The following is a 24598-nucleotide window of genomic DNA, read 5'->3' as shown; positions in this document are numbered from 1 at the left end:
CGCGGGGCCGCCTCCGGGGGTCACTTGCCGAGCAGGTCGGCGGCCAGTTGCCGGAGCACCACGCGCTGGACCGTCCCCGTCGGCGTCTTCGGCAGCTCGTCCAGGACCAGCACCTCGCGCGGGCACTCGGCGTCGGCCAGTGCCTCGCGGCAGAACCCGATCAGCTCATCGGCGTCGATCGGGCGGCCGGGCGCGGGCACCACGCAGGCGACCGGCCGCTCCGGCCCGCCCGCGGCGACGTGGGCGACCACCGCGCACTCGGCGACCGAGGCGTGCTCCAGCAGCCGGGACTCCGCCTCCATGGGCGACACCCGGACGCCGCCTACCCTGATCAGGTCGTCGGCGCGGCCCAGGAACCGGTAGGAGCCGTCGGCGTCGCGGGCGCAGGTGTCGCCGGTGCGCAGCCACTCGCCCTGGAACGCCTGGCGGGTGGCGGACGTGCGGCACCAGTAGCCGGTGGCGATCGAGTCGCCGCGCACGTACAGGTGGCCGGGCTCGCCGTCGGGGACGGGCGTGCCGGAGTCGTCCAGGAGGCGCAGCTCGTAGCCGGGCACGGCGGTGCCGGAGCCGGCGGGGCGCGCCTGGCCCGGGCGGCCGGAGAGGAAGATGTGCAGCGCCTCGGCGGAGCCCAGGCCGTCGACGACGTCCACGCCGAAGCGGGCGGTGAGGCGGCGGTGGAGCTCGGGGGCCAGGGTCTCGCCCGCGGAGACGGCCAGGCGGACCGAGGCGAAGGCGTCCTCGGGGGCCTGGGCGGCCAGCAGGGCGGCGTAGAACGACGGCCCGGCGAAGAACAGGGTGGGACGCTCCTCCAGCAGGCGTTCGACGACGCCGCCCGGGGTGGGCCTGGCGGGGTCGAGGATCGTGGTGGCGCCCGCGGCGAGCGGGAAGATCATGGAGTTGCCGAGCCCGTAGGCGAAGGACATCCGGGCCGCCGAGAGGCACCGGTCCTCGGGGCGGAGGCCGAGCACCTGCCGCCCGTACGCCTCGTGGACGTCGCGCAGCGCGCCGTGGCGGTGCACGACCGCCTTGGGCGCGCCGGTGGTGCCGGAGGTGTGCAGCCACAGCGCGGGCGAGTCCGGCCAGGTCGTACGGGCCGGTCGCGCCCCGCCCGGCCTCCAGCAGGTCCGACCACGGGCAGACCGGCACCCCGGTCTCGACCGCCGCCGCCTGGCCCGCTCCCGTCACAGCAGGGCCGCGCGGGAGGTTGCCGGGGCCCGGGGGGCTCGCGTCGGTGAGCACGAGCGCCACGACCTCGGGGGCCGACAGCAGCGCCTCCTGGACGGCCGGCTCGAACTCGGGCGCGGAGACCACGACCCGCGCCCGCGAGTCCCGGATCAGGTGGCCCATCTCGGCCCCGTCGTACAGGGGGGACACCGGGACGGCGACCGCGCCCATCCGCATCACGGCCAGGATGGTGATCAGCGTCTCGGGCCGGTCGGGCAGGACGAGCAGCACGCGCTCCTCCGGCCGTACACCCATCACCCGCAGCCCGCCGGCCAGCTCGGCGACGTGGGCGGCCAGCTGGGCGTACGTCATGGTGCCCATGGGGCCGGCGACGGCGACGCGGTCACCGTGCCCGGTCTCGACCAGGCGGTCCACGAGAAAGACACTGGCGTTGAACGACTCGGCCGGCATGGTCGTCCCCATCCGCAGGCGGGCGTGCGTAGCTGAATCCTCCATACAGAATGGATGAGCCGTCAACTACTTCCGGCAGGACGGGTGTCAGCGGGGACGCAGCCCCGGCCCGACGTCGGCGGCGCCGGAACGCACGTGGTCCAGGAAGGCGCGCACGGCCGGCGTGAGCCGGGTCCCGGCGGGCCAGCACGCCCCGATCGTCCGGAACACCGGGGGCGACAGCGGGATCTGCACGACGCCCTCCGCGGCCGTCAGGCGGGGCAGCACGGCCACCCCCAGCCCGGCCGCCACCAGGCCGCGCACGGTCTCCGACTCCTGCCCCTCGAAGGCGATCCTGGGCGTGAACCCGGCCGCCGCGCACAGGTCGTCGGTGATCTGGCGGACGCCGTAGCCGTGTTCGAGCGTCACCAGCTCCTCCCCCGCCAGCTCGGCGGGCCGCACCCGGGCGCGTCCGGCGAAGCGGTGACCGGGGGGCACGGACAGCACCAGCTCCTGGTCGGCCAGCGGATGCCCGGCCAGGCCCGGGTCGCCGTCGGGCAGGGGCGCGACGAACACCAGGTCGATCTCGCCCTCGCCCAGCGCGCGCAGCATGTCCTGGCGCGAGCCCTGCGCCAGGCTGAACCGCACGCCCGGATGGCGCTCACGGAAGCCGCGGATGAGCGAGGGGACGAGGGTGCGGCCCAGCAGGTGCAGGAACCCGAGCACGATCCGGCCGCTGCCGGGGTCGATCTCCTCGCGCACCTCGCGGGCGGCCGACTCCATGGTGGCCAGCGCCCGGCCGGAGGCGGCGGCCAGGACGCGCCCGGCCCTGGTCAGCCGGATGCCCCGCCCGTACGGGACCACGAGGGGCGCGCCGACCAGGTCGGCGAGCGCGGCCAGGCGGCGGCTGGCGGTGGGCTGCGGCATGCCGAGCAGCTCGGCGGCCCGCGTGACGTGCCCCGTCTCCCCGACGGCGGCCAGCAGGGCGAGCGTGGGAGCCAGCCCGGCGGCCAGCCGCTCGTCCACGGACTCGTATTCATCCAGCACAGCATGAATTATTGCCCATTTCCGCATTGGACGTATTTATTAGCCTTGCTTAGCGTTTCCTGGCGTGGCGGTCATCGAAGCTCAAGAGGCTCAACGTGTCGGCACCCGGCGGGCCGGCCCGGCCGTGGCGGCGGCCGGCGTGTCCTCCTTCGCCCTGCTGTACGCCCCGCAGCCCGTCCTGCCGCAGCTCGCGGCCGCCTTCCATCTGGACCCGGGCGGCGCGTCGCTGGCCGTGGGCGTGCCCACGGCGGCGCTGGCGGTGGCCGTGCTGCCGCTGGCCGCGCTGGCGGAGGTCGTCGGGCGGCGGCGGATGATCGTGTGGTCCGTGCTGGCCTCGGCGCTCATCGGGCTGGCGCTGCCGCTGGCGCCGACGTTCCCCATGCTGGTCGCGATGCGGGCGGCGCAGGGGGTGGCGGTCGCCGGGTTCGCGGGGGTCGGGGCGGCGTACCTGGCCGATCTGGTGGGGGCGACGCGGCTGGCCGGGGCGGTGGGCGTGATGATCGCCGGGAACTCGGTGGGCGGGATGCTGGGCCGGCTGGGCGCCGGGTTCGCCGCCGGACCGTGGGGGTGGCGGGGGGCGCTGCTGGTGGTGGCGGGGGTGTCGCTGCTCTGCTCGGCGTACGCGGCCCGTACGCTGCCCGCTCCCCCGCCCGCCGTGCCGCCCGCCGTACGCCCTTCTGGCCGCGTGCGGATCGGGACCGGGCTGCTGGCGCCGTACGCGGTGGGCGCGCTGGGCGTCGGCGCGTTCGTCGCCCTCTACAACGCCGCCGGCTTCCGCCTGTCCGCGCCGCCGCTGTCGCTCTCCCCCGCCGTCGCCTCCCTGGTGTTCCTCTCCTACGCCCTCGGCACCGCCTCCTCGGCCGCCGCCGGCCGCCTGGCCGACCGCCTGGGACGCCGTACGGCCCTGGCCGCCGCCCTCGCCGTGACGGCCGCGGGCGCGGCGCTGACCGCGCTGGACCCCCTGGCCGCGGTCGTGGCCGGGTTCGCCGTGCTGACCGCCGGGTTCTTCGCCGCGCACGCCGTGGCCAACGCCTGGGTCGCCGCGCAGGCCCCGCCCGCCGCCCGAGGACGCGCCGCCGGGCTCTACACCCTGTGCTACTACCTCGGCAGCGGCGCCGGCGGCACGGCCGGCAGCGCCGTGTACGGCCACGCCGGATGGACCTGGCTGATCGCCCTGACCTCGGGCTGGCTGCTGCTGGCGATCGTGGCCGTGCTCGTCGCGGGGGGGGGGGGGGGGGGGGGGGGGGGGGGGCCGGCCGCGGGGGGGGGGGGGGCGCCCCCGCCGGCGCGCCCCCCCGCCCCCCCCCCCCCCCCCCCCCCCCCCCCCCCCCCCCCCCCCCGCCACGGTGAGGACTGTTGCCAGGCGGCCCCGGCGGGAGTACGCCTGACATCACAGGGGTGGGCTACTTCCAGGAGGGGAAGACGATGGCCGACCAGTTCATCGTGTTGCGCGATCTGAGCAGGACCCGCATGGCCGCGCCGTTCGAGCCGGGCGCCGCCGCGGTCGAGACGCCGGGCGAGCCGCACGTCGAGGTCACCGGGCTCGGCAAGCGCGAGGTGGCCGACCTCGCGCGGGACCCTTCGGTGGCCGCGGTCGCCCGGCCGATGCCGACCACCGTCCCGGGCGCGCCCGAGGACGTCGACGCGCCGCCGCCGGGGCCGGAGGCCGGCGCCCAGGTCACGTGGGGGGTGCGGGCGCTGGGCGCCGACGCCTCCTCCCGTACGGGGGCGGGGACGGTGGTCGCCGTCCTGGACACCGGGATCGACGCCGCCCACCCGGCCTTCACCGGGGTGACGCTGGTGGAGCAGGACTTCACCGGGTCGGGCCTCGGGGACAAGGTCGGCCACGGCACCCACTGCGCCGGCACCGTCTTCGGCCGCCCGGTGGACGGCATGCGCATCGGCGTCGCGCCCGGCGTCGAGCGCGCGCTGATCGGCAAGGTGCTCGGCGACGACGGCAAGGGCTCGACCGCCGCGACGGTCAAGGGCCTGCTCTGGGCGCTGGGGAACGACGCCGACGTCATCACCATGTCGCTCGGCATCGACTTCCCGGCCGCCATCCGCCAGCTTGAGGATCGGGGGTTGCCGCAGTTCCTGGCGACGTCGATCGCGCTGGAGTCGTACCGGGCGACGTTGCGGCTCTACGACTCGCTGATGCGGATGATCGCGGCCAGGGCGGCGTTCGGCACGGGCACGATCGTCGTCGCGGCCACGGGCAACGCCAGCCACCGGGAGCTGCGGCCGGACTTCGAGGTCGGACCGGAGCTGCCGTCGGCCGCCGAGGGCATGATGGCCGTGGGCGCGGTGCAGCGGCAGCCGTCCGGGCGGCTGGCGGTCGCGCGCTTCTCCAACACCTTCCCGCAGGTGTGCGCGCCGGGCGTGGACGTGGTCTCGGCCCGTACCGGAGGGGGGCTGACCAGCAAGAGCGGCACCAGCATGGCCGCCCCGCACGTGGCGGGGGCGGCGGCGCTGTGGTGGCAGGAGCTGCGGGCGCGCAGCGACGGCGCGCGGGCCGCGGCCGTCACCGGGCGGTTGCTGCTGACCGCGGCGACGGACGTGTTCGTCCCGGACGCCGACGCCGAGGACCTGGGCGCGGGCCTGGTCCAGGCGCCGCGCTGAGAGCGGGAAGGCGAAGGACGTCAGGACCCTTCGGGGTCCACCGTGTCGGCGTCGGCCCAGAACGGCGCGGCCAGCTCGCGCAGCCGCGCCGGGCCGACCCGGTCGAGCAGGGCGAGCGCGCCCGCGTTGTCGGCGAGCTGGGCCCTGCTCGTGACGCCGAACAGCACGCTGGCCACCGCCGGATGGGTGAGGCAGAACGCCACGCACACCTGCGCGGGCGTCGCCTCCAGCCCGGCCGCCACCTCGGCCAGCCCGGCGGCGGCCGTCGCCGCCCGCTCGCGCACGCCGCCGGGGTCGGGGAAGACCGGCCGGGCGGGCGTCTCCCTGCCCGCCAGCAGCCCGCCTTCGAGCACGTCACTGGCCTGCAACGACACGCCCGCGTCGAACACCTCGGAGAACGGCACCCCCTCCGGGATCGAGCGGCGGCACGGGTTGTACTTGAGCTGGGCCAGCTGCGGCCCCGGCGAGCCGAGGTCGCGGGCGTGGTTGCGGATGGTCAGGATCGAGGTGGCCGACCAGTTGTTGACGCCCCAGCAGCCCAGCAGCCCCTCCGCCTCCAGCGCGGCCAGTTCGCGGGCCAGCCGGCGCAGGTCGAGGTCCTCGCGGTGGACGTCGCCCACCACGGCCAGGTCGGCGTGGTCGGTGCCGGCCCGCAGCAGCGCGCGTTCGAGCTGCTCGCGCAGCGGACGTCCGGGGTGATCGTCGAGCCAGAGCTTGACCGAGAGCAGGTAGTCCTCGCGGGCCAGGCCGGCGGCCCTGACCATGGCCGAGAACAGCACGTCGGTGAAGACCGGCCGCTGTCCCGGAAGGCCGTAGACGCCCACGTCGAACAGGTTGACCCCGATCTCCACGGCGTGCCGCAGCAGCTCGACGGCCGCGCCGAAGTCCATCCGGTCGTAGGTGTGCCAGGACCCCAGGGACAGCACCGACGCCTCGGGGCCGTGCGCGCCGATCTGGCGCTGGGGGACCTTGACGGTCATACGTTCGCCTCCGAGTCCCAGACCTGATGGCGGCTGCGCCACCACAACAACGCCACCATGACCAGGAACGGCAGCACCCCCCGGTACTGCTGGACCGCCTCCAGCGAGGCCGTCACCCCCTCCAGGCAGCCCAGCAGCAGCCCGCCCGCGAGCGTCAGCCACAGGCTGCTGAACGCCCCCACCATGGCCACCGCCAGCGCGGTCGTGACGAGGTTGCCGAGGGTGGAGAAGTCGCCGCCGAGCCGGGGCGCGACCAGGACGATGACCAGCGTGCTGACCGCCCCGATGGCCACCCACACGGCCAGGGCGAGCCGGGGGGCGGGGATGCCGACGACCTGCGCGGTGGCCGGGCGCTCCGACAGCGCCTGGAGCCGCAGCCCCACCCGGGTGCGCCCGAGCAGCAGCCCCACTCCGACGGTGATGAGCACCGCGAACGACAGCGACACCAGGACCGCCTGCGGCACGACCACCTCGCCCACGGTGAAGGCGGGCGCGTCGAAGGGCTGCGGGAAGCGCCGCGCGCCGCTGGTGTTGTTGCCGAACAGGCGCAACCCGACCGACATCAGCGCGACGAACACCGCCACGGTGACGGCCGCCTTCGTGCGCAGGTCGTGCTCGCCGAACCAGCGCACCAGGCCGAGGCCGAGCAGCGCCGAGACCAGCCCGCCGGCCAGCGCCCCGAGCGGGAGCGCGAGCCAGACGTTCAGACCGGCGTCGGTGAGGGTGACCATGACGAAGGCGCCCATCGCGCCCACCGCCGCCATCGCGAAGTTGACCACGGCGACCAGCCGGTAGGTCAGGACCACGCAGAGCCCGAGCAGCGCGTACACGCCGCCGCTGGTCAGGCCCGCGACCACGGAGTCGAGCATCAGCCGTTCCGCTTCGGGACGATGAAGCCCTCGGGCAGGACCGTCCACTTGCCGTTCTCGGCCTTGACGAAGCGGCTGCCCTCGATGGGGTTGTGCGTCTGGCCGGGGCCGAACACCCAGGGCGTGCCGACCATGGGGTAGGTGATGGGCTGCATCTCCTTGAACGCCTTGGTCACCGACTCCCGGGTGATGTCCCCCTTGATCGTCTTGAGGACCTGGACGAACACGTCGGCCGCCATCACGCCGCCCTGGCTGAACGCGGTCTTCTGGATCTTGTTGTCGTTGACGATCTTCGCCCACCGGTCGTTGCCCGGCAGCGTCTCGTCGGTGTACGGCTGCCACTCGGTGCCCGCCTGGGCGTTCATGCCGGCCGGGATGAGGGCGGCGTTGGCGTCGGTGTAGGCGTTGGCCATGAGGATGAAGTCGACGTCCTGCATGCCCTGGGTCTTGGCCTGGGCGAACCACGGCCCGACCTGGGCGTTGTAGATGACCGCCTGGCAGCCGGCGCCCTTGAGCTTGACCAGGTACGGCGTCGGGTCGCCCTGCCCGACCGAGGTGTCCTTGACCGTCAGCGTCTTGCCGGTGATGTCGCTCCACTCCTTGATGGCCGCGTCGATGCCGCCGCCGCTGCCCGGCAGGACGGTGAAGGCCAGGCACACCTTGTCGCGCTTGAGCGTCTCGGAGGCGTAGTAGAGCATCGCGGTCAGCAGCTTGAACGGGCCGGGGTTGACCGGGGCGATGTTCGGGCTGGTGAAGCAGGCCGGGTCCACGCCGACGGCCGGGATGGAGACGATCTGCGACTTGCTGTAGGTGGCGCGGTTGAGCCCGCAGTCCACGGCGCTGGAGGAGCCGACCAGCGCGACGACCTCCTCGGAGTCGATCAGGTCGCGCGCCGCCTCCGTGGAGCGCTGCGGGTTCATCGCGTCGTCCTTGCTGATCAGCTCGATCTTGCGGCCGTTGATCCCGCCGGCCTTGTTGACCTCCTCGAAGACGGCCTTGACCGCCTGCGGCACCTCGGGGGTCTGGAACAGCCCGGTGACGCCGTTGATCGCGCCCACCTTGATGGGGCCGTCGGTGCCCGAGCCGCCGGAACAGGCCGTCAGAGCGGTCAGCAGGCCGAGGACGGGCAGAGCCACGAGTACGCGTTTCATGATGTCTCCTCCAAGACGGTCCCGAGGTAGGCGGCCCTGACGGCCGGTGCGTCCAAGACGTCGAGCGTCGGCCCCGAGGCGATCACGTGCCCGAAGTCCAGCACGGTGACCTGGCCGCAGGCGGCTCGTACGAGATCCATGTCGTGCTCCACCAGCAGGATCGACACGCCGAAGCGGGCCGGGACCTGGGCCAGGCGGCGGCCGAGCCGCAGCGACTCGGCGGCGGACTGGCCGGCGGCCGGCTCGTCGAGCAGCGCGACCTTCGGCCTGGCGGCGATCGCGGCGGCCACGTCGAGCAGCCTCCTGGTGCCCGCGTCGAGGATCGAGACCGGCACCTCGCCGGGCGGGCAGCCGAAGAAGCGCAGCACCTCCTCCGTCTCGGCGGCGGGCAGGCGCCGCCCGGCGACGATCGCCAGGTACTCCTCCTGCGTCAGCTCCGAGGCGATGGCGGTGGTCTGGAACGTGCGCCGCAGCCCGCGCCGGGCCCGGACGCTCGGGCTGAGCCGGTCGAGGGGCTGCCCGGCGAGCACGACCGAGCCCTCGTAGCGGGCGGCGAAGCCGGTGACCGCGGAGATCAGCGTGGACTTGCCGGCGCCGTTCGGGCCGATCAGGCCGCAGACGCCGAGCGCGGGCACGGTCAGGTCCACGCCGTCCAGGGCGACGACCTGGCCGAACCGCACGCTCAGCCCGCGCACCTCCAGCACGTTCCCCTCGCCGGCGGCCGGGGGAAGGGGGGCGGGCTCCTCGGCGGGGGCGGCGGCCTCCAGCAGGGGGCGCGCGGCCCGTTCGCGCCTGCGGGCCCGGGTGAAGTCGGTCTGGCTCACCCCGCTGCGCAGGGCGAAGATCGCCATGACGCCGAACAGGATGCCGCCGAGGTCCTGCGGCAGGCGCAGCTTCTCCAGGATCGTGGCCATGACCGCGCCGAAGATGCCGCCCAGGACGGCGCCCTCGGTGTTGTGCGGCCCGATGAGCACGGCGACCGCGAACAGCGCCAGTGACTGCATCATCGCGAAATTTCCGGATACGACGAGGCCGAGCTGCCCCGCCATCAGCCCGCCCCCGATACCGGCGATGAACGCGCTGATGGCGAAGGCCGTGAGCTTGCTGCGCGCCACGGAGATGCCGTGCGCCGCCGCCGCCCGCTCGGAGTGCCGCAACTCCAGCCAGGACCGCCCGATCCTGGTCCGGTTGACCAGCGCGAGCCCGACGGCGATCAGCACGAACACGGTCATGGCCAGCACGAAGTACGCGGCGTCGGAGGAGAAGGGCCCCGGCCGCACGACGGTCTTCAGCTCGGCCGTGCCGGGGAACTGGTTGGCGTTGAGCACGATGTCGGTGGAGACGGCGAAGCCGAGCGTGACGACGGCGAGGTTGACGCCCCGGATGCGCAGCGCGGGCAGCCCGATCGCGACGCCCACCGGCACGGCCGCCAGGCCGCCGAGCACCAGCCACAGCAGGAGGCCGCCGGGCGCGTCGGCCAGGTTCAGCCGCAGCACCACCCAGGCCCCGATCGCCGCGAACGACATCTGGCACAGCGACATGACCCCGGCCCGCCCGACGATCACGCCGTAGCTCTGCATGAGCACGCCGCTGACGACGGCCGCGATCGCCAGGTAGATCCAGTACGGCGGCAACACCCACGGCAGCACCGCGCACGCCGCCACGGCCAGCCCCAGCCCGGGACCCCAGGTTTTCAGCAGCGCGTTCATCAGCTCCCGCCTTCCGTGCCGGCCGCCCGCGCGAGGCCGTCGTCGGTGACGGCGCCGAAGTAGAACTCGTGCAGCCGGTCCTCGGCCCCGCGCAGCTCCTCGCACGGGCCCTCGAAGACGACCCGGCCCTTGCGCAGCACGTACGCGCGGGTGCCGATCTCCAGCGCCAGGTTGGCGAACTGCTCGACGAGCAGCACCCCGATGCCCCGCTCGGCCAGCTCCCGCACCGAGCCCATCAGGCGGCGGACCACGACCGGCGCGAGCCCGAGCGACATCTCGTCGATGAGGACGACCTTGGGCCCGGCGATCAGCGCCCGGCCGATGACGAGCATCTGCTGCTCGCCGCCGGACAGGTTGGCGGCCGGCAGCGTGCGCCTGCGGTCCAGCTCGGGGAAGATGTCGTAGACCATGGCCGGGTCGCCGTCGCCGGAGACCAGCAGGTTCTGCTCCAGCGTGAGGGTGCGGAACACGGTGCGGGCCTGCTCGGCGTACCCGAGTCCGGCCTGGGCGCGGCGGTAGGTGGGCAGGCCGGTCAGCGGCGTGCCGGCGAGCGTGACCGTTCCGGCGGCGGCGGGGGCCAGGCCCGCGATGCCGTCGAGCAGGGTGGTCTTGCCCGCGCCGTTCGCGCCGAGCAGCACGGTGACCGTGCCGGGCGCGACGCTCAGGCTGACCTCGTGCACGACGGGGACCTCTCCCCTGGAGACGCTGAGGCCCCGCACGTCGAGGACATCGTCCGCGGGAGCGTTCATCAGCGGCTCCGGCGGCGGTCGCCGGCCGCGTCGGGCGACGGCGCGTGCGCCGGTCCGCGACGGGCCCGATCGATGATGCGCCGTGCCTCGAAAGGTAGAGGCATCGTCACCTCCCGGCACGAAATCGTATCTGATTCCATGTACGTTATGCGGATGGAAATGAGAGTGTCCAGAGCGGAGCGGATATGAAATCTGCGGCTGACAACAGGTCGGCGGATCTGGTCATGACCGGCGGCGTCGTCCACACGATGAACCCGGCCGGCCACCTCGCGTCCGGCATCGCGATCAAGGACGGGCGCATCGTCAGGGTCGGCACTCCACTGCAGGTCCAGGCCATGGTCGGCCCGGGGACGCGGGTCGTCCGCCTGCGCGGCAGATCGGTGCTGCCCGGCATCAACGACACCCACCTGCACGGCGCCTGGCTCGGCCTGCGCTGGCCCGACCTCCTGCTGGACCGCCTGACCGGCACCGGCGACCTCGTGCCCGACTCCCGATTAGGGAAGGCGGAGGAACGCCGGGCGGCGATCCAGCGCGCCGGCGACCTGCTGGCCTCCCTGGGCATCACCAGTTACACCGAGCCCGGGCTCGGTCCCTGCGAGCACGAAGGCGGCGGGCGGTTCGGCGTCGAGGTCCTGCGCGAGTACGCCGGGATGGCCGCCCGGGGCGAGCTGAAGGCGCGGGTGAGCGCGTTGCTGCTCTTCGCCGAGGTGGGCGGGCGCAGCTCGCTGCCCGACCTGGTCTCCGGGCTGCGCGACCTGACGCCGCCCGCCGAGGTGCCGGGCTGGTTCAAGGTCGCCGGGGTGAAGATCTTCGCCGACGGCATCCCGCCGATGCGCACCGCCTGGAGCGACGAGCCGTACGAGGACGGCACGCACGGCGCCCCGCTGGTCGAGGGCGGCTCGGAGGACGAGCGCGAGACCGCGCTGACCACCATGATCAAGACCGCCGCCGCGGCCGGGCACCAGGTCGCGGTGCACGCCACCGGCAGCCGCGCGACCAGGACCGTCACCCGCGCCCTGGCCGGGGCCCCCGGGCGGCGCCACTACCTCGTCCACGGCGACGTCCTGCATCCGGACACCCTCAAGACGATGGCCGCGGCCGGCATCGGCCTGACCACCCAGCCGGGCATCGCCGCCGCCGCCTCCACCATGCTCCGCGACGCCCTGGGCCAGGCCGCGCTCGGGCACGCCTGGCCGGTGCGGGACGCGCTGGCCGCCGGCGTACGGCTCAGCCTCAGCTCCGACGCCCCCATGCTCACCCCCGACTGGCGGCACGGCGTGGCGGCGGCCGCGACCCGGTGGGCCGTCGAGGGCGCCCGCGACCAGCGGCTCGCGCTCGACCAGGCGCTGCGCGCCTACACGGTCACCCCGGCCTGGCAGGAGGGCGCGGAGTCGTGGAAGGGCTCGCTGGAGCCGGGCAAGGTCGCCGACCTGTGCGTGCTGGACGACAGCCTGCTCGACGCGCACCCGGCCGACCTGCCCGCGGTGCCGGTCACGATGACGATGGTGGACGGCAGGATCGTCTACGAACGCTGACCCGCGCTACAACTCCACGTGGTGGTCGGGGTCGCCGCCGAGCCGGCTGCCCGCGCCGCCCAGGGCCGAGATGCGCGCCATCTCCTCGGCCGACAGCTCGAAGTCGAAGACCTCCAGGTTGTGGCGCATGCGCCCGGGGTCGGCGGACTTGGGGATCGGCACGGCACCGAGCTGCACGTGCCAGCGGAGCACGACCTGCGCGGGGGTGCGGTCGTGCGCGGCGGCGACCTCGGTGACGGCCGGGTCGTCGAGCAGCTTGCCGCCGGCTCCGAGCGGGCTCCACGACTCGGTGACGACACCGTGCCCGGCGTGCCAGGCGAGCAGGTCGGGCTGGGGGAACCCGGGGTGCAGCTCGACCTGGTTGACCGCGGGCCAGACGCCGGTGGCCTCGACCACCCGCTCGATCTGCTCCGGGGTGAAGTTGGAGACGCCGATCGAGCGGGCCAGACCCTCCTCGCGCAGCCGTACGAACGCCTTCCAGGTGTCGACGAACAGGCCGTGGCCGGGCAGCGGCCAGTGGATCAGGTAGAGGTCGACGTGGTCGAGGCCGAGGCGGGAGCGGCTCTCCTCGAACCCGCGCAGCGCCAGGTCGTAGCCGTGCTGGGCGCCGCGCAGCTTCGTGGTGACGAACAGCTCCTCGCGCGGCACGCCCGACTCGGCGACGGCCGCGCCCACCCCCTTCTCGTTGCCGTAGCTGGCGGCGGTGTCGATCAGCCGGTAGCCGAGCGAGAGCGCGTGGCCGACGGCCTGTCGGGCCTGGCGGTCGTCCATCGGCCAGGTGCCCAGGCCCAGGCGCGGCATGGGGCGGCCGTCGGAGAGCACGAGGGTCGGCGCGGTCGTCATGGCTGGTCCTCTTCCGGGTGCGGGCAGGTGACGTACCTACCCGCCGGCGACGCGGCCAACCCGGAGGCCGTCCGTGCCCCCGGACGGACGGTCGGCATCATGGAAGGCCGCACGGCGGCGTACGATCCGAGACGTGATCATCGCTCCCCGTCTGCTCGCCGTCAGCGACCTGCACGTGCACCATCCCGACAACCGCAGGTTCGTCGAGGAGCTGCGCCCAGGGTCGGACGGCGACTGGCTGCTCGTGGCGGGTGACGTCGGCGAGCTGACGACCGACATCGCCTGGGCGCTGCGCCTGCTGGCCGGCCGGTTCGCGAAGGTGGTCTGGGCGCCGGGCAACCACGAGCTGTGGACGCCCGCCCGCGACCCGGTGCAGCTGCGCGGCGAGGAGCGCTACCAGTACCTGGTGGAACTCTGCCGCGACCTGGGCATCCTGACGCCCGAGGACCCGTACCCGGTCTGGGAGGGGGCGCGCGGCCCGGTCACGGTGGCGCCGCTGTTCGTCCTGTACGACTACACCTGGCGTCCGGAGGGCGCGACGACCAAGGAGGAGTCCCTGGCGACGGCCTACGAGGCGGGGATCGTCTGCACCGACGAGGTCATGCTCCACCCCGACCCTCACCCCGGCCTGGACGCCTGGTGCGCGGCCAGGGCCGAGCTGACCGCGGCGCGGCTGGCCGCCCGGCCGCCGGGGCTGCCGACCGTGCTGGTCAACCACTATCCGCTGGTCCGCGAGCCGACCCGGATCCTGCGCTATCCGGAGTTCGCCCAGTGGTGCGGCACCGAGCTCACCGCCCGCTGGCACCTCGACTACGACGCCGCCGCCGTCGTCTACGGTCACCTGCACATCCCGCGCCTGACCCACCACGACGGCGTGCCGTTCATCGAGGTCTCGCTCGGCTACCCGCGCGAGTGGCAGCCGCGGCCGAACCCTCCGGCGCTGCCCCGCGTGATCGAGGTCTGAGGCCCGGTCTCCGGGTCAGCCCTCCAGGTAGCGCAGGATCGCCAGCACGCGCCTGCTGTAGCCGGTGTCGCGCGGCAGGTCGAGCTTGTCCATGATGGCGTTGACGTGCTTCTCCACCGTGGACGCCGAGACGTGCAGGCGCTCGGCGATGGCCGCGTTGACCAGCCCCTGGGCCAGGTGCGCCAGCACCTCGGACTCGCGCGGGCTCAGCCGGCTCAGCGGGTCGGCGTGACTGGTGCGGGCCAGGAGCTGCCGCACGACCTCGGGGTCGAAGGCCGTGCCGCCGGCGCGTACGCGGTCGAGCGAGCCGAGGAAGTCGGCCACCTCCGAGACCCGGTCCTTCAGCAGGTAGCCGAGCCCTTCGGCGGGCCCGGCCAGCAGGGTGGCGGCGTAGTGGGGCTCGACGTACTGGGACAGGACGAGCACGCCCACCTCGGGCCACCGCGCGCGGATCTCCAGGGCCGCCCGCAGGCCCTCGTCCTTGTGGCCGGGCGGCATGCGCACGTCGATCACCGCCACGTCGGGCCGCTGATCGGCGACGGCGGCCAGCAGCGCGGGCGCGTCGCCCACGGCCGCGACGACCTCGTGCCCGGCCTCGGCCAGCAGCCGGGTCAGGCCCTCGCGCAGCAGCACGGAGTCGTCGGCCAGGATCAGCCGCACGGCGGCTCCTTCGGCAGCGTGGCGACGATCTTCGTGGGCCCGCCGGGCGGGCTGTCCACGGTGAACACGCCGTCGAGCGCCAGGACGCGGCGGGCCAGCCCGGACAGGCCGCCGCCCGCGGGGTCGGCGCCGCCTTCGCCGTCGTCGGAGATCGCCACGCTCACCGTCCGTTCGTCCTCGCTCACGACGACCAGGATGTCACGGGCGCGGGCGTGCTTGACCGCGTTGGTGATCGCTTCCCTGGTCACGAAGTACAGGGCGGTCTCGATCTCCGTGGCGGGCCGGGCCGCCGGCCCGTAGTGGACGGTGACCGGCACGGCGGCGCGTTCGGCGACGCCGGCGAGCGCGGCCTTGAGCCCCAGCTCGTCCAGGGCGGTGGGGTAGATGCGCCAGGCGACGCTGCGCAGCTCGTCCAGGAGGCGGCGGGACTCAGCGTAGGCCTGGTCGACCAGCTCGGCGCTCCTGGCGTGGTCCTGGCCGTGGCTGTGCCTGGCCCGGCCGAGCAGCATGGCCAGGGCCACGCCGCGCTGCTGGACGCCGTCGTGCAGGTCGCGTTCGATCCTGCGGCGCTCGTCGTCCACGGCCCGGACGATGCCCGAGCGGGTCGCGGTCAGCTCGGCGATGCGGCGGCGCATGAGCTCCCGGCCGCCGGGGCCGAGGAAGTGGGCGGCCAGCCGGCGTTCCAGGACGCCGACGGCCAGGGCGAGCAGCGCGGTCACCGCCAGCAGGGCCACGCCGCCGGTCAGGCCGAGCATGCCGCCGGTGGTGACGATCTTGACGCCCGGCAGCTCGACGGGGACGGCGTCCGAGCCGCCCCTGATCAGCTCCCACGCGCCGCCCGCGAGCAGCAGGAGGCCGACGAACAGGGCGGTGGCGCAGCCGTACCCGCCGAGCACGCCCAGGGCGGCGCGGGCGGCGAGGTAGGCGCAACCGCCGTCGCGGGTGGGCTCGGGGTGGTCGAACCACCTGGTCAGCCGGACGCGTTCGAGCGCCAGGAGCCCGGCCACGCCGCGCCTGACCGGCGGGCGCGCGGCCGGGACCAGCGACGCGGGCCAGGCCACGCAGAGGAAGGCCAGCTCGACCGCGCCGAGCGCCATGCCCGCCAGCACCCCCACCAGCGCCTTTGCGGCCCTGCTGCCCGCATTCTCCCGCTTGTCCACCACAGGCCCGAAGCCTAGGCGTCCCGGCGTCTTGCCCGGCACAGGCCCGAAACCTACGCGTCCCGGCGTCTTGCCCGGCACAGGCCCGAAGCCAAGGCGTCGTGGCACGGGCCCGCCGCCTACGCGTCGCGGCGGCGCAGGACGGTGTAGCCCGCCGCCAGCGCCGCCGCCGTCCAGGCCAGCAGCCAGGCCAGCCCCTCCCCCGCCGGGTACGGGACGGGCCCGCCGGTCAGGTTGTCCACGCTGCCCATGAACGCCAGCCCGGCGAACGTCGGCATGCGCAGCGAGGCGTCCAGCGCCGCCTGGCTCCCGGTCATCAGCAGCACCAGCGGCAGGCCCAGGAGCAGCATGAACACCACGGTCAGCGTGCCCGCCGCGCTGCGCATCGCGGCCCCGACGCCGAGCGTCATCACCGACACCAGGGCGAAGAACGCGCCCGCGCCCGCCACGTCCCGCACGACCTCGCCGAACGGCAGCACGACGACCCCGCCGAACGCGTCGGCCTGCAGCACCAGGTAGACCGCCGCCGTCGCCACCGCCCCCGACAGCACCCCGGCGGCGAACATCACCGGCGCCACCACCAGCGCCTTGGCGGCCAGCACCAGCCCGCGCACGGGCGTGGCCAGCAGGGTGACCCTGATGCCGCCGGAGGAGTACTCCGCCGTGATCGCCAGCATGGCCAGGGCGACCAGCGCGAACTGCACGAACGACGTGGCCGACACCACGGACTCGCTCGCCGTCACCCGCACGCCTGGAGCCCCGTCGCGCACCGCGTCGGTGGCGGCGGCCGCGGCCAGCGTCACGGCGGTCAGCACCATGAGCGCCGCCGCGCCGGCCAGGCACCACCACGTGGACCGGACCGACCACAACTTCCCCCACTCGGCCCACGCCGCCCGCCACAAGGTGCTCGTCACGCGCCGGCTCCCGTCGTCCCGTACTCCACGCTGCTCTCCGTCAGCTCCTGGTAGGCCTGCTCCAGGGACGCCTCCCGGGCGCGCAGCCCGTGCAGCCTGATCCCGGCCTCGTGCGCCAGGTCGCCCACCCGCTCGACGGGCGCGCCGGTGGCGACGACCTCGTTCTCGGCGACGCGCTCGGCGGCGATCCCGGCGGCGCGCAGGCGTTCGGCCAGCTCCCCGGCGTGCGGGGTGCGTGCCAGCACGGCCGTCAGCGAGCTGCGCCCGATGACCTCGGCCAGGGGCGCGTCGGCGATCAGCCGGCCCTTGCCGATGACCACCAGGTGGTCGGCCGTGAGCTGCATCTCGCTCATCAGGTGGCTGGAGACGAACACCGTGCGGCCCTCGGCGGCCAGCGACCGCATGAGCTGCCGCACCCACCGCACGCCGTCGGGGTCGAGCCCGTTGACGGGCTCGTCGAACAGCAGCACCTCCGGGTCGCCGAGCAGCGCGGCGGCGATGCCGAGCCGCTGGTTCATGCCGAGCGAGAGCGCCCCGGCACGGCGGCCCGCCGCGCCGGCCATGCCGACGCTCTCCAGCACCTCGGCCACCCGCCGCACGGGGATCCCGTTGCTGCGGGCCAGCGCCGTCAGGTGCGCCCGCCCGCTGCGCCCGGGGTGCGGCGCCCGAGCGTCGAGCAGCGCGCCGACCGTCCGCAGCGGGTTCCTGATCCGGTGGTACGGCAGGCCGCCGATGAGCGCCGTGCCCGCCGAGGGCCGGTCCAGCCCGAGGACGAGCCGCATGGTGGTGGACTTCCCCGCGCCGTTGGGCCCGAGGAACCCGGTCACCGTGCCCGGCCTCAGCTCCAGCGACAGGTCGTCCACGGCCGTCCGGTCGCCGTACCGTTTGGTCAAACCGTCGAGACTGATCACGGGGTCAACGCTAGGCAGGCGGGAAGCGGGCCACCATGGGGCTCGGCCGCCGACCTCGATGGCGGAAAACCGGAACAGACCAGGTGAGGGCGCCGGGCCGGCGGGGCGACCCCGCCCAAACAAGACGGTGCCGTTGCCCCGCGTTGACGTGCGGCTCACTACGGTTGCCGAGCATGACCGAAGACAAGAGCCGGAACCGGCGGCGGATCAGCATCGACGAGGCGGGCCTGGAGAAGCGCAGGTCCGCGATCCAGGCGCTCATGGAGCAGCCGCCGTCACCGGCGTCCGAGCAGGTGGGCGTCTTCGCCGAGGCGAACGCCCCGGGCGCGTCACAGGCCGACCTCGGCTGAGCCCGCCCGGCGCGGCCCCGGGTTCGGCAAAGCGGCGGCGCGGCGCGCCGCCGCTCCCGGGTCCGGGATGTCACGCTCGCCGGGAACGAGGAGCACCGCCATGAGCACAGCCATACAAGGGCCCGAGGCGCATCCTCTCCTGGTCAAGCTGCTCCAGGAGGGTTCCCCGGACGCCATGACGTTCTGGGGCTACGTGGGCCCGCCGTACCAGGATGGATGCGTCACGCTGTATCCCAGCCTGGAGGATCTGAACTCGGCCCTCGACATCCCGCTGAGCGACGTCCTGCACATCGAGAACGTGCCCGAGAGCATCCTGCTCTTCGGCGCGAAGGTGTTGTGGGTACGCCGGGACGCCAAGGTCGTCCGCCGGCAGGCCGGCACGGCGGAGGCCTCGCTGACCTCGGAGGTCGCCGAGGACGCCGGGGAGATCCGGACGGGCCGGCTGCACCTGCGGGTCAAGACCGAGCGCGCCGACTGCCACAGCCCCTGCATGACCTGCCGGGACTGCAGCAGCGTGTGCCTCTCGTCCTGCCGCAGGAAGTCGACGCCGGAGTAGGGGAACCGCCATGATCACCGACACCCCGCTCGCCGCGCTCGACCACCAGGCGCCCTACCTCCTCGAACGGCTCGTCAAGGAGCGTGTCGCCGCGACGGAGGAGGAGGCCGATGAGCTGTTCGCCGAGGCGAAGAAGTACCTGGTGCTCACGCAGGTCGACCGGTCGCGGATCTGGATGATGCACTCGACGCGCGTCGACGACGCCTGGCATCACTTCATCCTGTTCACCGGCCTGTACACCGAGTTCTGCCGCACCTACTTCGGCCGGTACGTCCACCACAGCCCGAGCAACGACCCCGGCGTGCGGGACGAGCCCGCCGAGGAGACCCCGGTGGCCACGTTCGCCGAGTTCCGCGACCGCTACGAGGAGCTCTTCGGCTGCCCGCTCCCCGACGTCTGGTACGACCATCGCACCGTCACGCAGACCCGCCGCGTGGTGAACGAGCGCGCCGGGCTGCTCACCACCCGCCGCGACGGGAACCAGGTCGAGCTGCTCTCCCCGTCGGGCGAACCGCTGGTGGGCGCCAGCATGATCGCCGCACCCGCGCTGGAGTTCGTGGCCCGCACCGGCGCCTTCTACGTGCGGGAGCTGCCCGGCGGCCTGACCGGGCAGGAGCGGGTCGCCCTGGCCGAGGTGCTGGTCGAGCAGCGCGTCCTCAAGGTGAGCGGCTAGCGGCGGCGTGACCTACGCCTCCCTGCGGGCGGGGCGGGGGCCCAACGCGCTCGTCGTCGAGGCGCTGGGCGTGCTCGGCGGCGTCCGCGGTCGTGCGCTGGACATCGGCGCGGGCCCGCTCAACGACACCCGCTTCCTGCTGGAGCTGGGCTTCTCGGTCGAGGCCGTGGACACCGACCCCTGCACCCTCGCGCTGGCGGCGGCATGGCGGCACCCGCGGCTGCGGGTCGTGCACGCCGACGTCCGTGACGTACCGGTCGCGGCGGGGGCCTACTCGTTCATGGTCGCGATCCACGTCCTGCCCTTTTTGCCCAGGGCCGACGTCCGCCGGGTGACGGCCGCGATGGCCGGCGGCCTGGCCGCGGGCGGCGTGCTGTGCTGCACGTTCTTCGGTCCCGAGGACGCCTGGGCGGGGCGGCCGGGGCGCACGTTCCTGCGCGCCCCCGAGGCCGGCGCGCTGTTCCCCGGGCTGGAGCCGGTCGTCCTGCGCGAGGACCGCTACGACGGCATCGACGCCAGGGACGAGCCCAAACACTGGCACGTGGTGCGCTGCGTCTTCCGCAGGCCCGCCGGGTCAGCCTGACGTCGCCAGGGTCAGGAAACCCTCCTCGACCAGGCGGCGTACCAGGGCGAGGCCGTCCTCCCCCGGCAGATCGGCCGCCGTGAAGGGCTCGCCGTCCGCCATGCGCAGGAAGGCCGCCTCGTGCCGGGCCGGCAGGCTGAGCCGTTTGCCGTGGAAGGCGAGGACCAGCGTGCCGGCGTCCCGCCTGCTCTCCCAGCGCAGGCCGGGGCGGCACCGGACGGCGGTGCCCGCGTCGAGGCGGGCCAGGCCCGCGAGGTCGAGCAGATGGCCGTCCAGCCGGTCGCCCTCGGCGAGCAACGCCATGTCCACCGCGTCGTCGGCCAGCCTCTCCGGGGTGAGGGCGGTTCCCAGGCGGGCGGTCAGCTCCCGGATGCGCTCGCGTGCGGCGGCCCGGCCGCCGATCGTACGGGCGAAGCCGAAGGGCAGCGGCTCCTGGAAGGCGGAGTCGGCGGAGACGGCCGCCTCGCACCCGGCCAGCAGCACGTCGGCCCAGGTCAGGGGATGGACGCCGACGCTCAGGTGCAGGGACGCGCCCTGCGCCGAGGCGGCCTCGTGCGGCAGGCCGCGCGGCAGGTAGAGCAGGTCCCCTTCGCGCAGGTCGAACTCGTGGCAGGCGTCCTCGTGGATCCGCCAGCGTTTGGCCCCGGCCACCTGCAGCACGAACACGTCGTGGGAGTCGCGGTGGACGCCGAAGCCGCGTGCCCGCGGCGGTGTGAGGTAGGCGTTGACCCGGCACTCCGCGCTGAACTCGCCCGCCAGCCGCCGGCACAGCTCCCGCAGCGGCGGCCACCGTTCGTGGACCGAGGGCAGGATCAGGGTCGAGCCGTCGCGGTAGCGGGCGTAGAGGTCCTCCAGCCCGGCCGCGCCGCCGTCGGCGTGGCCGTCGCGGACCACGCGCACGGCCCCGGCGTGCAGGCCGGAGCCGGACAGCAGCTCGTCGAAGCGGGCCAGCGAGAACAGCTCGCGGTAGTGGCCGGGCGACCGCCTGCGCAGCAGGAGATGCCGCCGCCCCTGGTGGTCCCGCAGGAACTCCTCGCGGGACACCGGGCCGAGCAGCCAGTCGGTGGCGGGCGTGACGTCCGCGCCGTCCCGCTCGTCGATCATCATCTCCGGTGCGTACCCGTGGCGTCCGCGCGCCACGCCCCGGGCCGCGCGGCGGCGGCCCAGGAGGCCCAGGAGGCCCGGAAGGCCCGAGGGCGCGGTCAGTCGGTGCCGAGCTCCATGGCGGCGCGGTCGAGCAGCTCCTCGTCCTCGGAGACCTCGCCGCGCGAGGCGATTGCCTCGGCGCCGCCCTGCGGCATCGCGCCGATGAGGCCGGTCGAGGCCGCCTGGGCGGCGCCGATCAGCGCGGGGTGGGTGGTGCCCACCATGCCGAGCGTGGCGTACTGCTCCAGCTTGGCGCGCGAGTCGGCGATGTCCAGGTTGCGCATGGTGAGCTGGCCGATGCGGTCGACCGGGCCGAACGCGGAGTCTTCGGTGCGCTCCATCGACAGCTTGTCGGGGTGGTAGCTGAAGGCCGGGCCGGTGGTGTCGAGGATCGAGTAGTCCTCGCCGCGCCGCAGCCGCAGGGTGACCTCGCCGGTGATCGCCGTGCCGACCCAGCGCTGCAGCGACTCGCGCAGCATGAGCGCCTGCGGGTCGAGCCAGCGGCCCTCGTACATGAGCCGGCCGAGCCGCCGGCCCTCGTTGTGGTACGTGGCCAGGGTGTCCTCGTTGTGGACGGCGTTGACCAGGCGCTCGTAGGCGGCGTGCAGCAGCGCCATGCCGGGGGCCTCGTAGATGCCGCGGCTCTTGGCCTCGATGATGCGGTTCTCGATCTGGTCGGACATGCCCAGGCCGTGCCGGCCGCCGATCGCGTTGGCCTCCATGACCAGGTCGACCGGGGAGCCGAACTCCTTGCCGTTGATCGTGACCGGGCGGCCCTGGTCGAAGCCGATGGTGACGTCCTCGGGGAGGATCTCGACCTCGGGGTCCCAGAAGCGCACGCCCATGATCGGGTCGACGGTCTCGATGCCGGTGTCGAGGTGTTCGAGGGTCTTGGCCTCGTGGGTGGCGCCCCAGATGTTGGCGTCGGTCGAGTACGCCTTCTCGGTGCTGTCGCGGTAGGGCAGCCCGTGGGCGAGCAGCCACTCCGACATCTCCTTGCGCCCGCCGAGCTCGGTGACGAAGTCGGCGTCGAGCCACGGCTTGTAGATGCGCAGGTGGGGGTTGGCCAGCAGGCCGTAGCGGTAGAACCGCTCGATGTCGTTGCCCTTGAACGTGGAGCCGTCGCCCCAGATCTGCACCTCGTCCTCGAGCATGGCCCGCACCAGCAGGGTGCCAGTGACGGCCCGGCCGAGCGGCGTGGTGTTGAAGTACGCCCGGCCGCCCGAGCGGATGTGGAACGCGCCGCAGGTGAGTGCGGCCAGGCCCTCCTCGACCAGCGCGGCGCGGCAGTCGACCAGGCGTGCGAGCTCGGCCCCGTAGGCCAGCGCGCGGCTGGGCACCGAGGCGATGTCGGGCTCGTCGTACTGGCCGATGTCGGCGGTGTAGGTGCACGGGACGGCGCCCTTGTCGCGCATCCACGCGACGGCCACCGAGGTGTCGAGACCGCCTGAGAAGGCGATGCCGACCCGCTCGCCGGTGGGCAGGGAGGTGAGAACCTTGGACATAGAAGAAGATTATGCATCGCAACGCATGAACATGCAAAGCCACCCCCTCATCCGGGTGCGGGCCGCGATTCCCGGCGCAGGATGGACAACCGGGCGGGGACGTGATCTGACGGAGTAAGGACCGCCGACGATCACGCACAGGAGCACCGGGACATGAACGACAAGCCACGACTGCACTCCGCCGGCCCCCACCACCTGGACCGCGCCCGCGACCTGCGCCCGCTGATCGAGAGCGAGGCGGCCGAGGCCGAGGCGCTGGGCAGGCTCACCGAGCCCGTCGTGACGGCCCTGCACGAGGCGGGGCTGTTCGACGTGTGGCTGCCCGCCCCGCTGGGCGGCGCCGAGCTGTCGCCGCCGGAGCTGCTCGCCGTCTTCGAGGAGCTGTCCTACGCCGACCCCTCGACCGGCTGGGTGGTCATGGCCACCACCCTGGAGAACGGCACGGGCGGCGCCTACCTGGGCGACGAGGCCGTCGAGGACATCTTCCGGGGCCCCCGTACGCCGCTGTTCGCCGGGCAGGGCACCCGGCCGGGCACCGCCGTGCCCGAGGACGGCGGCTTCCGGCTGACCGGCCGGTGGAGCTTCGCCTCGGCCATGCCGCACGCCCGGTACGTGCACAGCCTGGGCGTCGTGGAGGGCACCGGCGAGGAACGCATCTTCATCACCCCGGTCGAGGACGCCAAGCTGCTCGGCAACTGGGACGTCCTGGGCCTGCGCGCCACGGGCAGCGTCGACTACGCCATCGACGGCGCCTTTGTGCCGGAGTCGCGGACGCACCCGTTCGCCCAGCGGGAGCCGCTGCGCGGCGGCGCGATCTACCGGCTCGGCCTGCTGGACCAGGCGCTGATCTGCCACTCCGCCTGGGCGCTCGGCGTCGGCCGCCGCCTGCTGGACGAGCTGGTCCGGCACGTCGCCGCCCGCGCGGGACGGCCGGGACAGCTCGCCGACAGCGACACCTTCCACGCCGGTCTCGCCCGCGCCGAGGCGGCCCACCGGGCGGCCCGCGCCCTGGTCCGCGAGACGTGGGACGACACCGCACGCACCCTGGACGCGGGCGGCCCGCTGTCCACCCGCCAGGAGACGATGGTGCGGCTCGCGCTCAACCACGCCACCTCGACGCTCACCGACGTGGCCGGGTTCGCCTACACCTCGGGCGGCACGACGGCGCTGCGCGACGGCCTGCTCCAGCGCCTGTTCCGGGACGCGCACGCCGGCGCCCAGCACATCACCTCGGGCCCGCAGGCGCTGCGCGAGTGCGGGCGCGAGCTGGCGGGGCTCGCGCCCGGCGAGGAGTGGGCGGTCTTCAGCCTGGAGCCCCGCCGCCCCTGAGACCCGCCACCAGACGTCGGTGCCGCGAGATCAGTGCTGGCGGGAGACCTGGGCGGTGTGCAGGGCGTCCGCGGTGGCGATCTTGTGGTTGCGGGCCGCCTGCTCGATCACCTCCGCCTCGGCGTCGCCCTCGATCAGGCTCAGCAGATGGTCGTGCTCCTCCACCGACTTGCGCGCCCGCCCCGGCACGTACGTGAAGCTGGAGCGGCGCATGTGGTCGAGCCGGGCCCACTCCGACTCCAGCAGCGCGTTGAGGTGCTCGTCGGGACAGTGGCGGTAGAGCGAGAAGTGGAACTCGCGGTTGAGGGCGGTGAAGGAGGTGGGGTCGAACTCCTCCAGCGCCTCCTTCATCCGCTCGTTGATCTCCCGCGACTCCTGGATCTTGGCCGCGTCCATGTGCGGCGCGCAGATGGCCGTGGCGTAGCCCTCCAGCCGGGCCAGCACGTTGAGGGTGTGCTCGACCTGCACCGAGTCGAAGACGGCGACCCGGGCGCCGATGTTGCGCACGACCTCGACCAGCCCGTCGGACTGCAGCCTGCGCACGGCCTCGCGCAGCGGGATCGTGCTGACGCCGGTCTCCCTGGCGAGCTGGTCCATGACCAGGCGGTAGCCGGGGCCGTACGTGCCGTCGAGGATGCGGGCCCGCAGGAGGTCGTAGCTGATCTCGGCCTTGGAGCCCTTGGGCCGCTTGGCCTGGGCCGGTTTTCTCGTGCTGCTCACCATCACCTCTG

24 protein-coding genes and 1 pseudogene are annotated in these 24598 nt (G+C 74.1%); 9 read left to right on the top strand and 16 right to left on the bottom strand.

What is annotated here, in order from left to right; all coding sequences use genetic code 11:
* Nucleotides 1–20: 20 nt before the first annotated feature.
* From ACIA8R_RS28085 to ACIA8R_RS28075, 3 genes and pseudogenes are all read right to left on the bottom strand, one after another.
* Entirely contained in the window at nucleotides 21–1058 is a 1038-nt protein-coding gene (locus ACIA8R_RS28085; RefSeq protein WP_397041476.1) for an AMP-binding protein, read from the bottom strand.
* A gap of 229 nt (nucleotides 1059–1287) precedes the next feature.
* Nucleotides 1288–1536, bottom strand: a pseudogene (locus ACIA8R_RS28080) (AMP-binding protein); the annotation flags it as partial.
* Nucleotides 1537–1722: 186 nt separating this feature from the next.
* Nucleotides 1723–2661, bottom strand: coding sequence for a LysR substrate-binding domain-containing protein (locus tag ACIA8R_RS28075; RefSeq protein ID WP_364103208.1), 939 nt, complete (start codon nucleotides 2659–2661; stop codon nucleotides 1723–1725).
* 64 nt (nucleotides 2662–2725) lie between these two features.
* Between ACIA8R_RS28075 and ACIA8R_RS28070 the strand changes: the two genes are divergently transcribed.
* Nucleotides 2726–4120: an MFS transporter gene (locus ACIA8R_RS28070; RefSeq protein WP_397041228.1), complete on the top strand. Its 1395-nt coding sequence runs from the start codon at nucleotides 2726–2728 to the stop codon at nucleotides 4118–4120.
* Nucleotides 4087–5280, top strand: a complete 1194-nt coding sequence (locus tag ACIA8R_RS28065; protein ID WP_364103458.1) for a S8 family serine peptidase — start codon at nucleotides 4087–4089, stop codon at nucleotides 5278–5280. Before ACIA8R_RS28070 ends, ACIA8R_RS28065 begins: the two co-directional genes overlap by 34 nt.
* 20 nt (nucleotides 5281–5300) lie before the next feature.
* Here ACIA8R_RS28065 and ACIA8R_RS28060 read toward each other — a convergent pair whose 3' ends face one another.
* Genes ACIA8R_RS28060 through ACIA8R_RS28040 form a run of 5 tightly spaced genes read right to left on the bottom strand, consistent with a single transcriptional unit; the run spans nucleotide 5301 to nucleotide 10738 of the window.
* Nucleotides 5301–6260, bottom strand: coding sequence for an aldo/keto reductase (locus tag ACIA8R_RS28060; RefSeq protein WP_397041226.1), 960 nt, complete (start codon nucleotides 6258–6260; stop codon nucleotides 5301–5303).
* Nucleotides 6257–7129 (bottom strand): branched-chain amino acid ABC transporter permease, encoded by an 873-nt coding sequence (locus tag ACIA8R_RS28055; RefSeq protein ID WP_357707625.1) that lies wholly within the window; start codon nucleotides 7127–7129, stop codon nucleotides 6257–6259. Before ACIA8R_RS28055 ends, ACIA8R_RS28060 begins: the two co-directional genes overlap by 4 nt.
* The gene (locus tag ACIA8R_RS28050) at nucleotides 7129–8280 is read right to left on the bottom strand and encodes an ABC transporter substrate-binding protein (RefSeq protein ID WP_397041224.1); all 1152 of its coding nucleotides are present in this window, start codon (nucleotides 8278–8280) and stop codon (nucleotides 7129–7131) included. Before ACIA8R_RS28050 ends, ACIA8R_RS28055 begins: the two co-directional genes overlap by 1 nt.
* Nucleotides 8277–9989 (bottom strand): ATP-binding cassette domain-containing protein, encoded by a 1713-nt coding sequence (locus ACIA8R_RS28045; protein WP_397041222.1) that lies wholly within the window; start codon nucleotides 9987–9989, stop codon nucleotides 8277–8279. The genes ACIA8R_RS28050 and ACIA8R_RS28045 overlap by 4 nt, the downstream gene beginning before the upstream one ends.
* On the bottom strand, nucleotides 9989–10738 hold the full coding sequence (locus tag ACIA8R_RS28040; RefSeq protein WP_397041220.1) for an ABC transporter ATP-binding protein: 750 nt from the start codon (nucleotides 10736–10738) through the stop codon (nucleotides 9989–9991). The genes ACIA8R_RS28045 and ACIA8R_RS28040 overlap by 1 nt, the downstream gene beginning before the upstream one ends.
* A 185-nt stretch (nucleotides 10739–10923) precedes the next feature.
* On the opposite strand from ACIA8R_RS28040, the gene ACIA8R_RS28035 reads away from it, so the two are divergent.
* Nucleotides 10924–12273 (top strand): amidohydrolase, encoded by a 1350-nt coding sequence (locus tag ACIA8R_RS28035; protein ID WP_397041218.1) that lies wholly within the window; start codon nucleotides 10924–10926, stop codon nucleotides 12271–12273.
* Nucleotides 12274–12279: 6 nt separating this feature from the next.
* Here ACIA8R_RS28035 and ACIA8R_RS28030 read toward each other — a convergent pair whose 3' ends face one another.
* Nucleotides 12280–13116 (bottom strand): aldo/keto reductase, encoded by an 837-nt coding sequence (locus tag ACIA8R_RS28030; RefSeq protein ID WP_357707615.1) that lies wholly within the window; start codon nucleotides 13114–13116, stop codon nucleotides 12280–12282.
* A gap of 136 nt (nucleotides 13117–13252) precedes the next feature.
* Here ACIA8R_RS28030 and ACIA8R_RS28025 point away from each other — a divergent pair, with 136 nt between their 5' ends.
* Nucleotides 13253–14080, top strand: a complete 828-nt coding sequence (locus ACIA8R_RS28025) for a metallophosphoesterase family protein (RefSeq protein WP_397041475.1) — start codon at nucleotides 13253–13255, stop codon at nucleotides 14078–14080.
* A 15-nt stretch (nucleotides 14081–14095) separates the two neighbouring features.
* On the opposite strand, the gene ACIA8R_RS28020 is transcribed toward ACIA8R_RS28025, so the two are convergent.
* The 4 genes from ACIA8R_RS28020 to ACIA8R_RS28005 form a co-directional block, all read right to left on the bottom strand.
* The gene (locus ACIA8R_RS28020; protein WP_397041216.1) at nucleotides 14096–14740 is read right to left on the bottom strand and encodes a response regulator; all 645 of its coding nucleotides are present in this window, start codon (nucleotides 14738–14740) and stop codon (nucleotides 14096–14098) included.
* Entirely contained in the window at nucleotides 14731–15903 is a 1173-nt protein-coding gene (locus ACIA8R_RS28015; protein WP_364103484.1) for a histidine kinase, read from the bottom strand. The genes ACIA8R_RS28020 and ACIA8R_RS28015 overlap by 10 nt, the downstream gene beginning before the upstream one ends.
* Nucleotides 15904–16019: 116 nt before the next feature.
* Complete coding sequence (locus ACIA8R_RS28010) at nucleotides 16020–16814, bottom strand: ABC transporter permease (protein ID WP_357707611.1); 795 nt, start codon at nucleotides 16812–16814, stop codon at nucleotides 16020–16022.
* Nucleotides 16811–17725, bottom strand: a complete 915-nt coding sequence (locus tag ACIA8R_RS28005) for an ATP-binding cassette domain-containing protein (RefSeq protein WP_364103488.1) — start codon at nucleotides 17723–17725, stop codon at nucleotides 16811–16813. The genes ACIA8R_RS28010 and ACIA8R_RS28005 overlap by 4 nt, the downstream gene beginning before the upstream one ends.
* A 173-nt stretch (nucleotides 17726–17898) precedes the next feature.
* On the opposite strand from ACIA8R_RS28005, the gene ACIA8R_RS28000 reads away from it, so the two are divergent.
* The 4 genes from ACIA8R_RS28000 to ACIA8R_RS27985 all read left to right on the top strand — a co-directional run bounded on the left by ACIA8R_RS28000 (nucleotide 17899) and on the right by ACIA8R_RS27985 (nucleotide 19887).
* Nucleotides 17899–18075, top strand: a complete 177-nt coding sequence (locus tag ACIA8R_RS28000; protein WP_357707609.1) for a hypothetical protein — start codon at nucleotides 17899–17901, stop codon at nucleotides 18073–18075.
* A 100-nt stretch (nucleotides 18076–18175) separates the two neighbouring features.
* Entirely contained in the window at nucleotides 18176–18631 is a 456-nt protein-coding gene (locus ACIA8R_RS27995) for a hypothetical protein (protein ID WP_397041213.1), read from the top strand.
* A gap of 10 nt (nucleotides 18632–18641) precedes the next feature.
* The gene (locus ACIA8R_RS27990) at nucleotides 18642–19304 is read left to right on the top strand and encodes a glycine-rich domain-containing protein (RefSeq protein ID WP_397041211.1); all 663 of its coding nucleotides are present in this window, start codon (nucleotides 18642–18644) and stop codon (nucleotides 19302–19304) included.
* 7 nt (nucleotides 19305–19311) lie between these two features.
* Nucleotides 19312–19887, top strand: coding sequence for a class I SAM-dependent methyltransferase (locus tag ACIA8R_RS27985; protein ID WP_364103498.1), 576 nt, complete (start codon nucleotides 19312–19314; stop codon nucleotides 19885–19887).
* Here ACIA8R_RS27985 and ACIA8R_RS27980 read toward each other — a convergent pair.
* Nucleotides 19879–20994, bottom strand: a complete 1116-nt coding sequence (locus ACIA8R_RS27980) for a cupin domain-containing protein (RefSeq protein WP_397041209.1) — start codon at nucleotides 20992–20994, stop codon at nucleotides 19879–19881. The genes ACIA8R_RS27985 and ACIA8R_RS27980 overlap by 9 nt on opposite strands.
* 95 nt (nucleotides 20995–21089) lie before the next feature.
* Nucleotides 21090–22538, bottom strand: coding sequence for an argininosuccinate synthase (argG, locus tag ACIA8R_RS27975; RefSeq protein WP_357707601.1), 1449 nt, complete (start codon nucleotides 22536–22538; stop codon nucleotides 21090–21092).
* Nucleotides 22539–22691: 153 nt separating this feature from the next.
* On the opposite strand from argG, the gene ACIA8R_RS27970 reads away from it, so the two are divergent.
* Entirely contained in the window at nucleotides 22692–23867 is a 1176-nt protein-coding gene (locus ACIA8R_RS27970) for an acyl-CoA dehydrogenase family protein (RefSeq protein ID WP_397041207.1), read from the top strand.
* 30 nt (nucleotides 23868–23897) lie between these two features.
* Here ACIA8R_RS27970 and ACIA8R_RS27965 read toward each other — a convergent pair whose 3' ends face one another.
* Complete coding sequence (locus ACIA8R_RS27965; RefSeq protein ID WP_364103508.1) at nucleotides 23898–24590, bottom strand: GntR family transcriptional regulator; 693 nt, start codon at nucleotides 24588–24590, stop codon at nucleotides 23898–23900.
* Between the last annotated feature and the right edge of the window lie 8 nt (nucleotides 24591–24598).

It is taken from the genome of Nonomuraea sp. NPDC051191 (genome assembly GCF_044455665.1).
Taxonomy (GTDB): domain Bacteria; phylum Actinomycetota; class Actinomycetes; order Streptosporangiales; family Streptosporangiaceae; genus Nonomuraea.
This window is presented reverse-complemented; position numbering and strand designations above follow the sequence as displayed.

What these genes read in the sequence shown, in the direction of transcription:
- ACIA8R_RS28040 (WP_397041220.1), bottom strand. Translation starts at nt 10,738, where the DNA reads ATGAACGCTCCCGCGGACGATGTCCTCGACGTGCGGGGCCTCAGCGTC.
- ACIA8R_RS28035 (WP_397041218.1), top strand. Translation starts at nt 10,924, where the DNA reads ATGAAATCTGCGGCTGACAACAGGTCGGCGGATCTGGTCATGACCGGC.
- ACIA8R_RS28045 (WP_397041222.1), bottom strand. Translation starts at nt 9,989, where the DNA reads ATGAACGCGCTGCTGAAAACCTGGGGTCCCGGGCTGGGGCTGGCCGTG.
- ACIA8R_RS27990 (WP_397041211.1), top strand. Translation starts at nt 18,642, where the DNA reads ATGATCACCGACACCCCGCTCGCCGCGCTCGACCACCAGGCGCCCTAC.
- ACIA8R_RS28000 (WP_357707609.1), top strand. Translation starts at nt 17,899, where the DNA reads ATGACCGAAGACAAGAGCCGGAACCGGCGGCGGATCAGCATCGACGAG.
- ACIA8R_RS28065 (WP_364103458.1), top strand. Translation starts at nt 4,087, where the DNA reads ATGGCCGACCAGTTCATCGTGTTGCGCGATCTGAGCAGGACCCGCATG.
- ACIA8R_RS27995 (WP_397041213.1), top strand. Translation starts at nt 18,176, where the DNA reads ATGAGCACAGCCATACAAGGGCCCGAGGCGCATCCTCTCCTGGTCAAG.
- ACIA8R_RS28060 (WP_397041226.1), bottom strand. Translation starts at nt 6,260, where the DNA reads ATGACCGTCAAGGTCCCCCAGCGCCAGATCGGCGCGCACGGCCCCGAG.
- ACIA8R_RS27965 (WP_364103508.1), bottom strand. Translation starts at nt 24,590, where the DNA reads ATGGTGAGCAGCACGAGAAAACCGGCCCAGGCCAAGCGGCCCAAGGGC.
- ACIA8R_RS27970 (WP_397041207.1), top strand. Translation starts at nt 22,692, where the DNA reads ATGAACGACAAGCCACGACTGCACTCCGCCGGCCCCCACCACCTGGAC.
- argG (WP_357707601.1), bottom strand. Translation starts at nt 22,538, where the DNA reads ATGTCCAAGGTTCTCACCTCCCTGCCCACCGGCGAGCGGGTCGGCATC.
- ACIA8R_RS27980 (WP_397041209.1), bottom strand. Translation starts at nt 20,994, where the DNA reads ATGATGATCGACGAGCGGGACGGCGCGGACGTCACGCCCGCCACCGAC.
- ACIA8R_RS28030 (WP_357707615.1), bottom strand. Translation starts at nt 13,116, where the DNA reads ATGACGACCGCGCCGACCCTCGTGCTCTCCGACGGCCGCCCCATGCCG.
- ACIA8R_RS28050 (WP_397041224.1), bottom strand. Translation starts at nt 8,280, where the DNA reads ATGAAACGCGTACTCGTGGCTCTGCCCGTCCTCGGCCTGCTGACCGCT.
- ACIA8R_RS28055 (WP_357707625.1), bottom strand. Translation starts at nt 7,129, where the DNA reads ATGCTCGACTCCGTGGTCGCGGGCCTGACCAGCGGCGGCGTGTACGCG.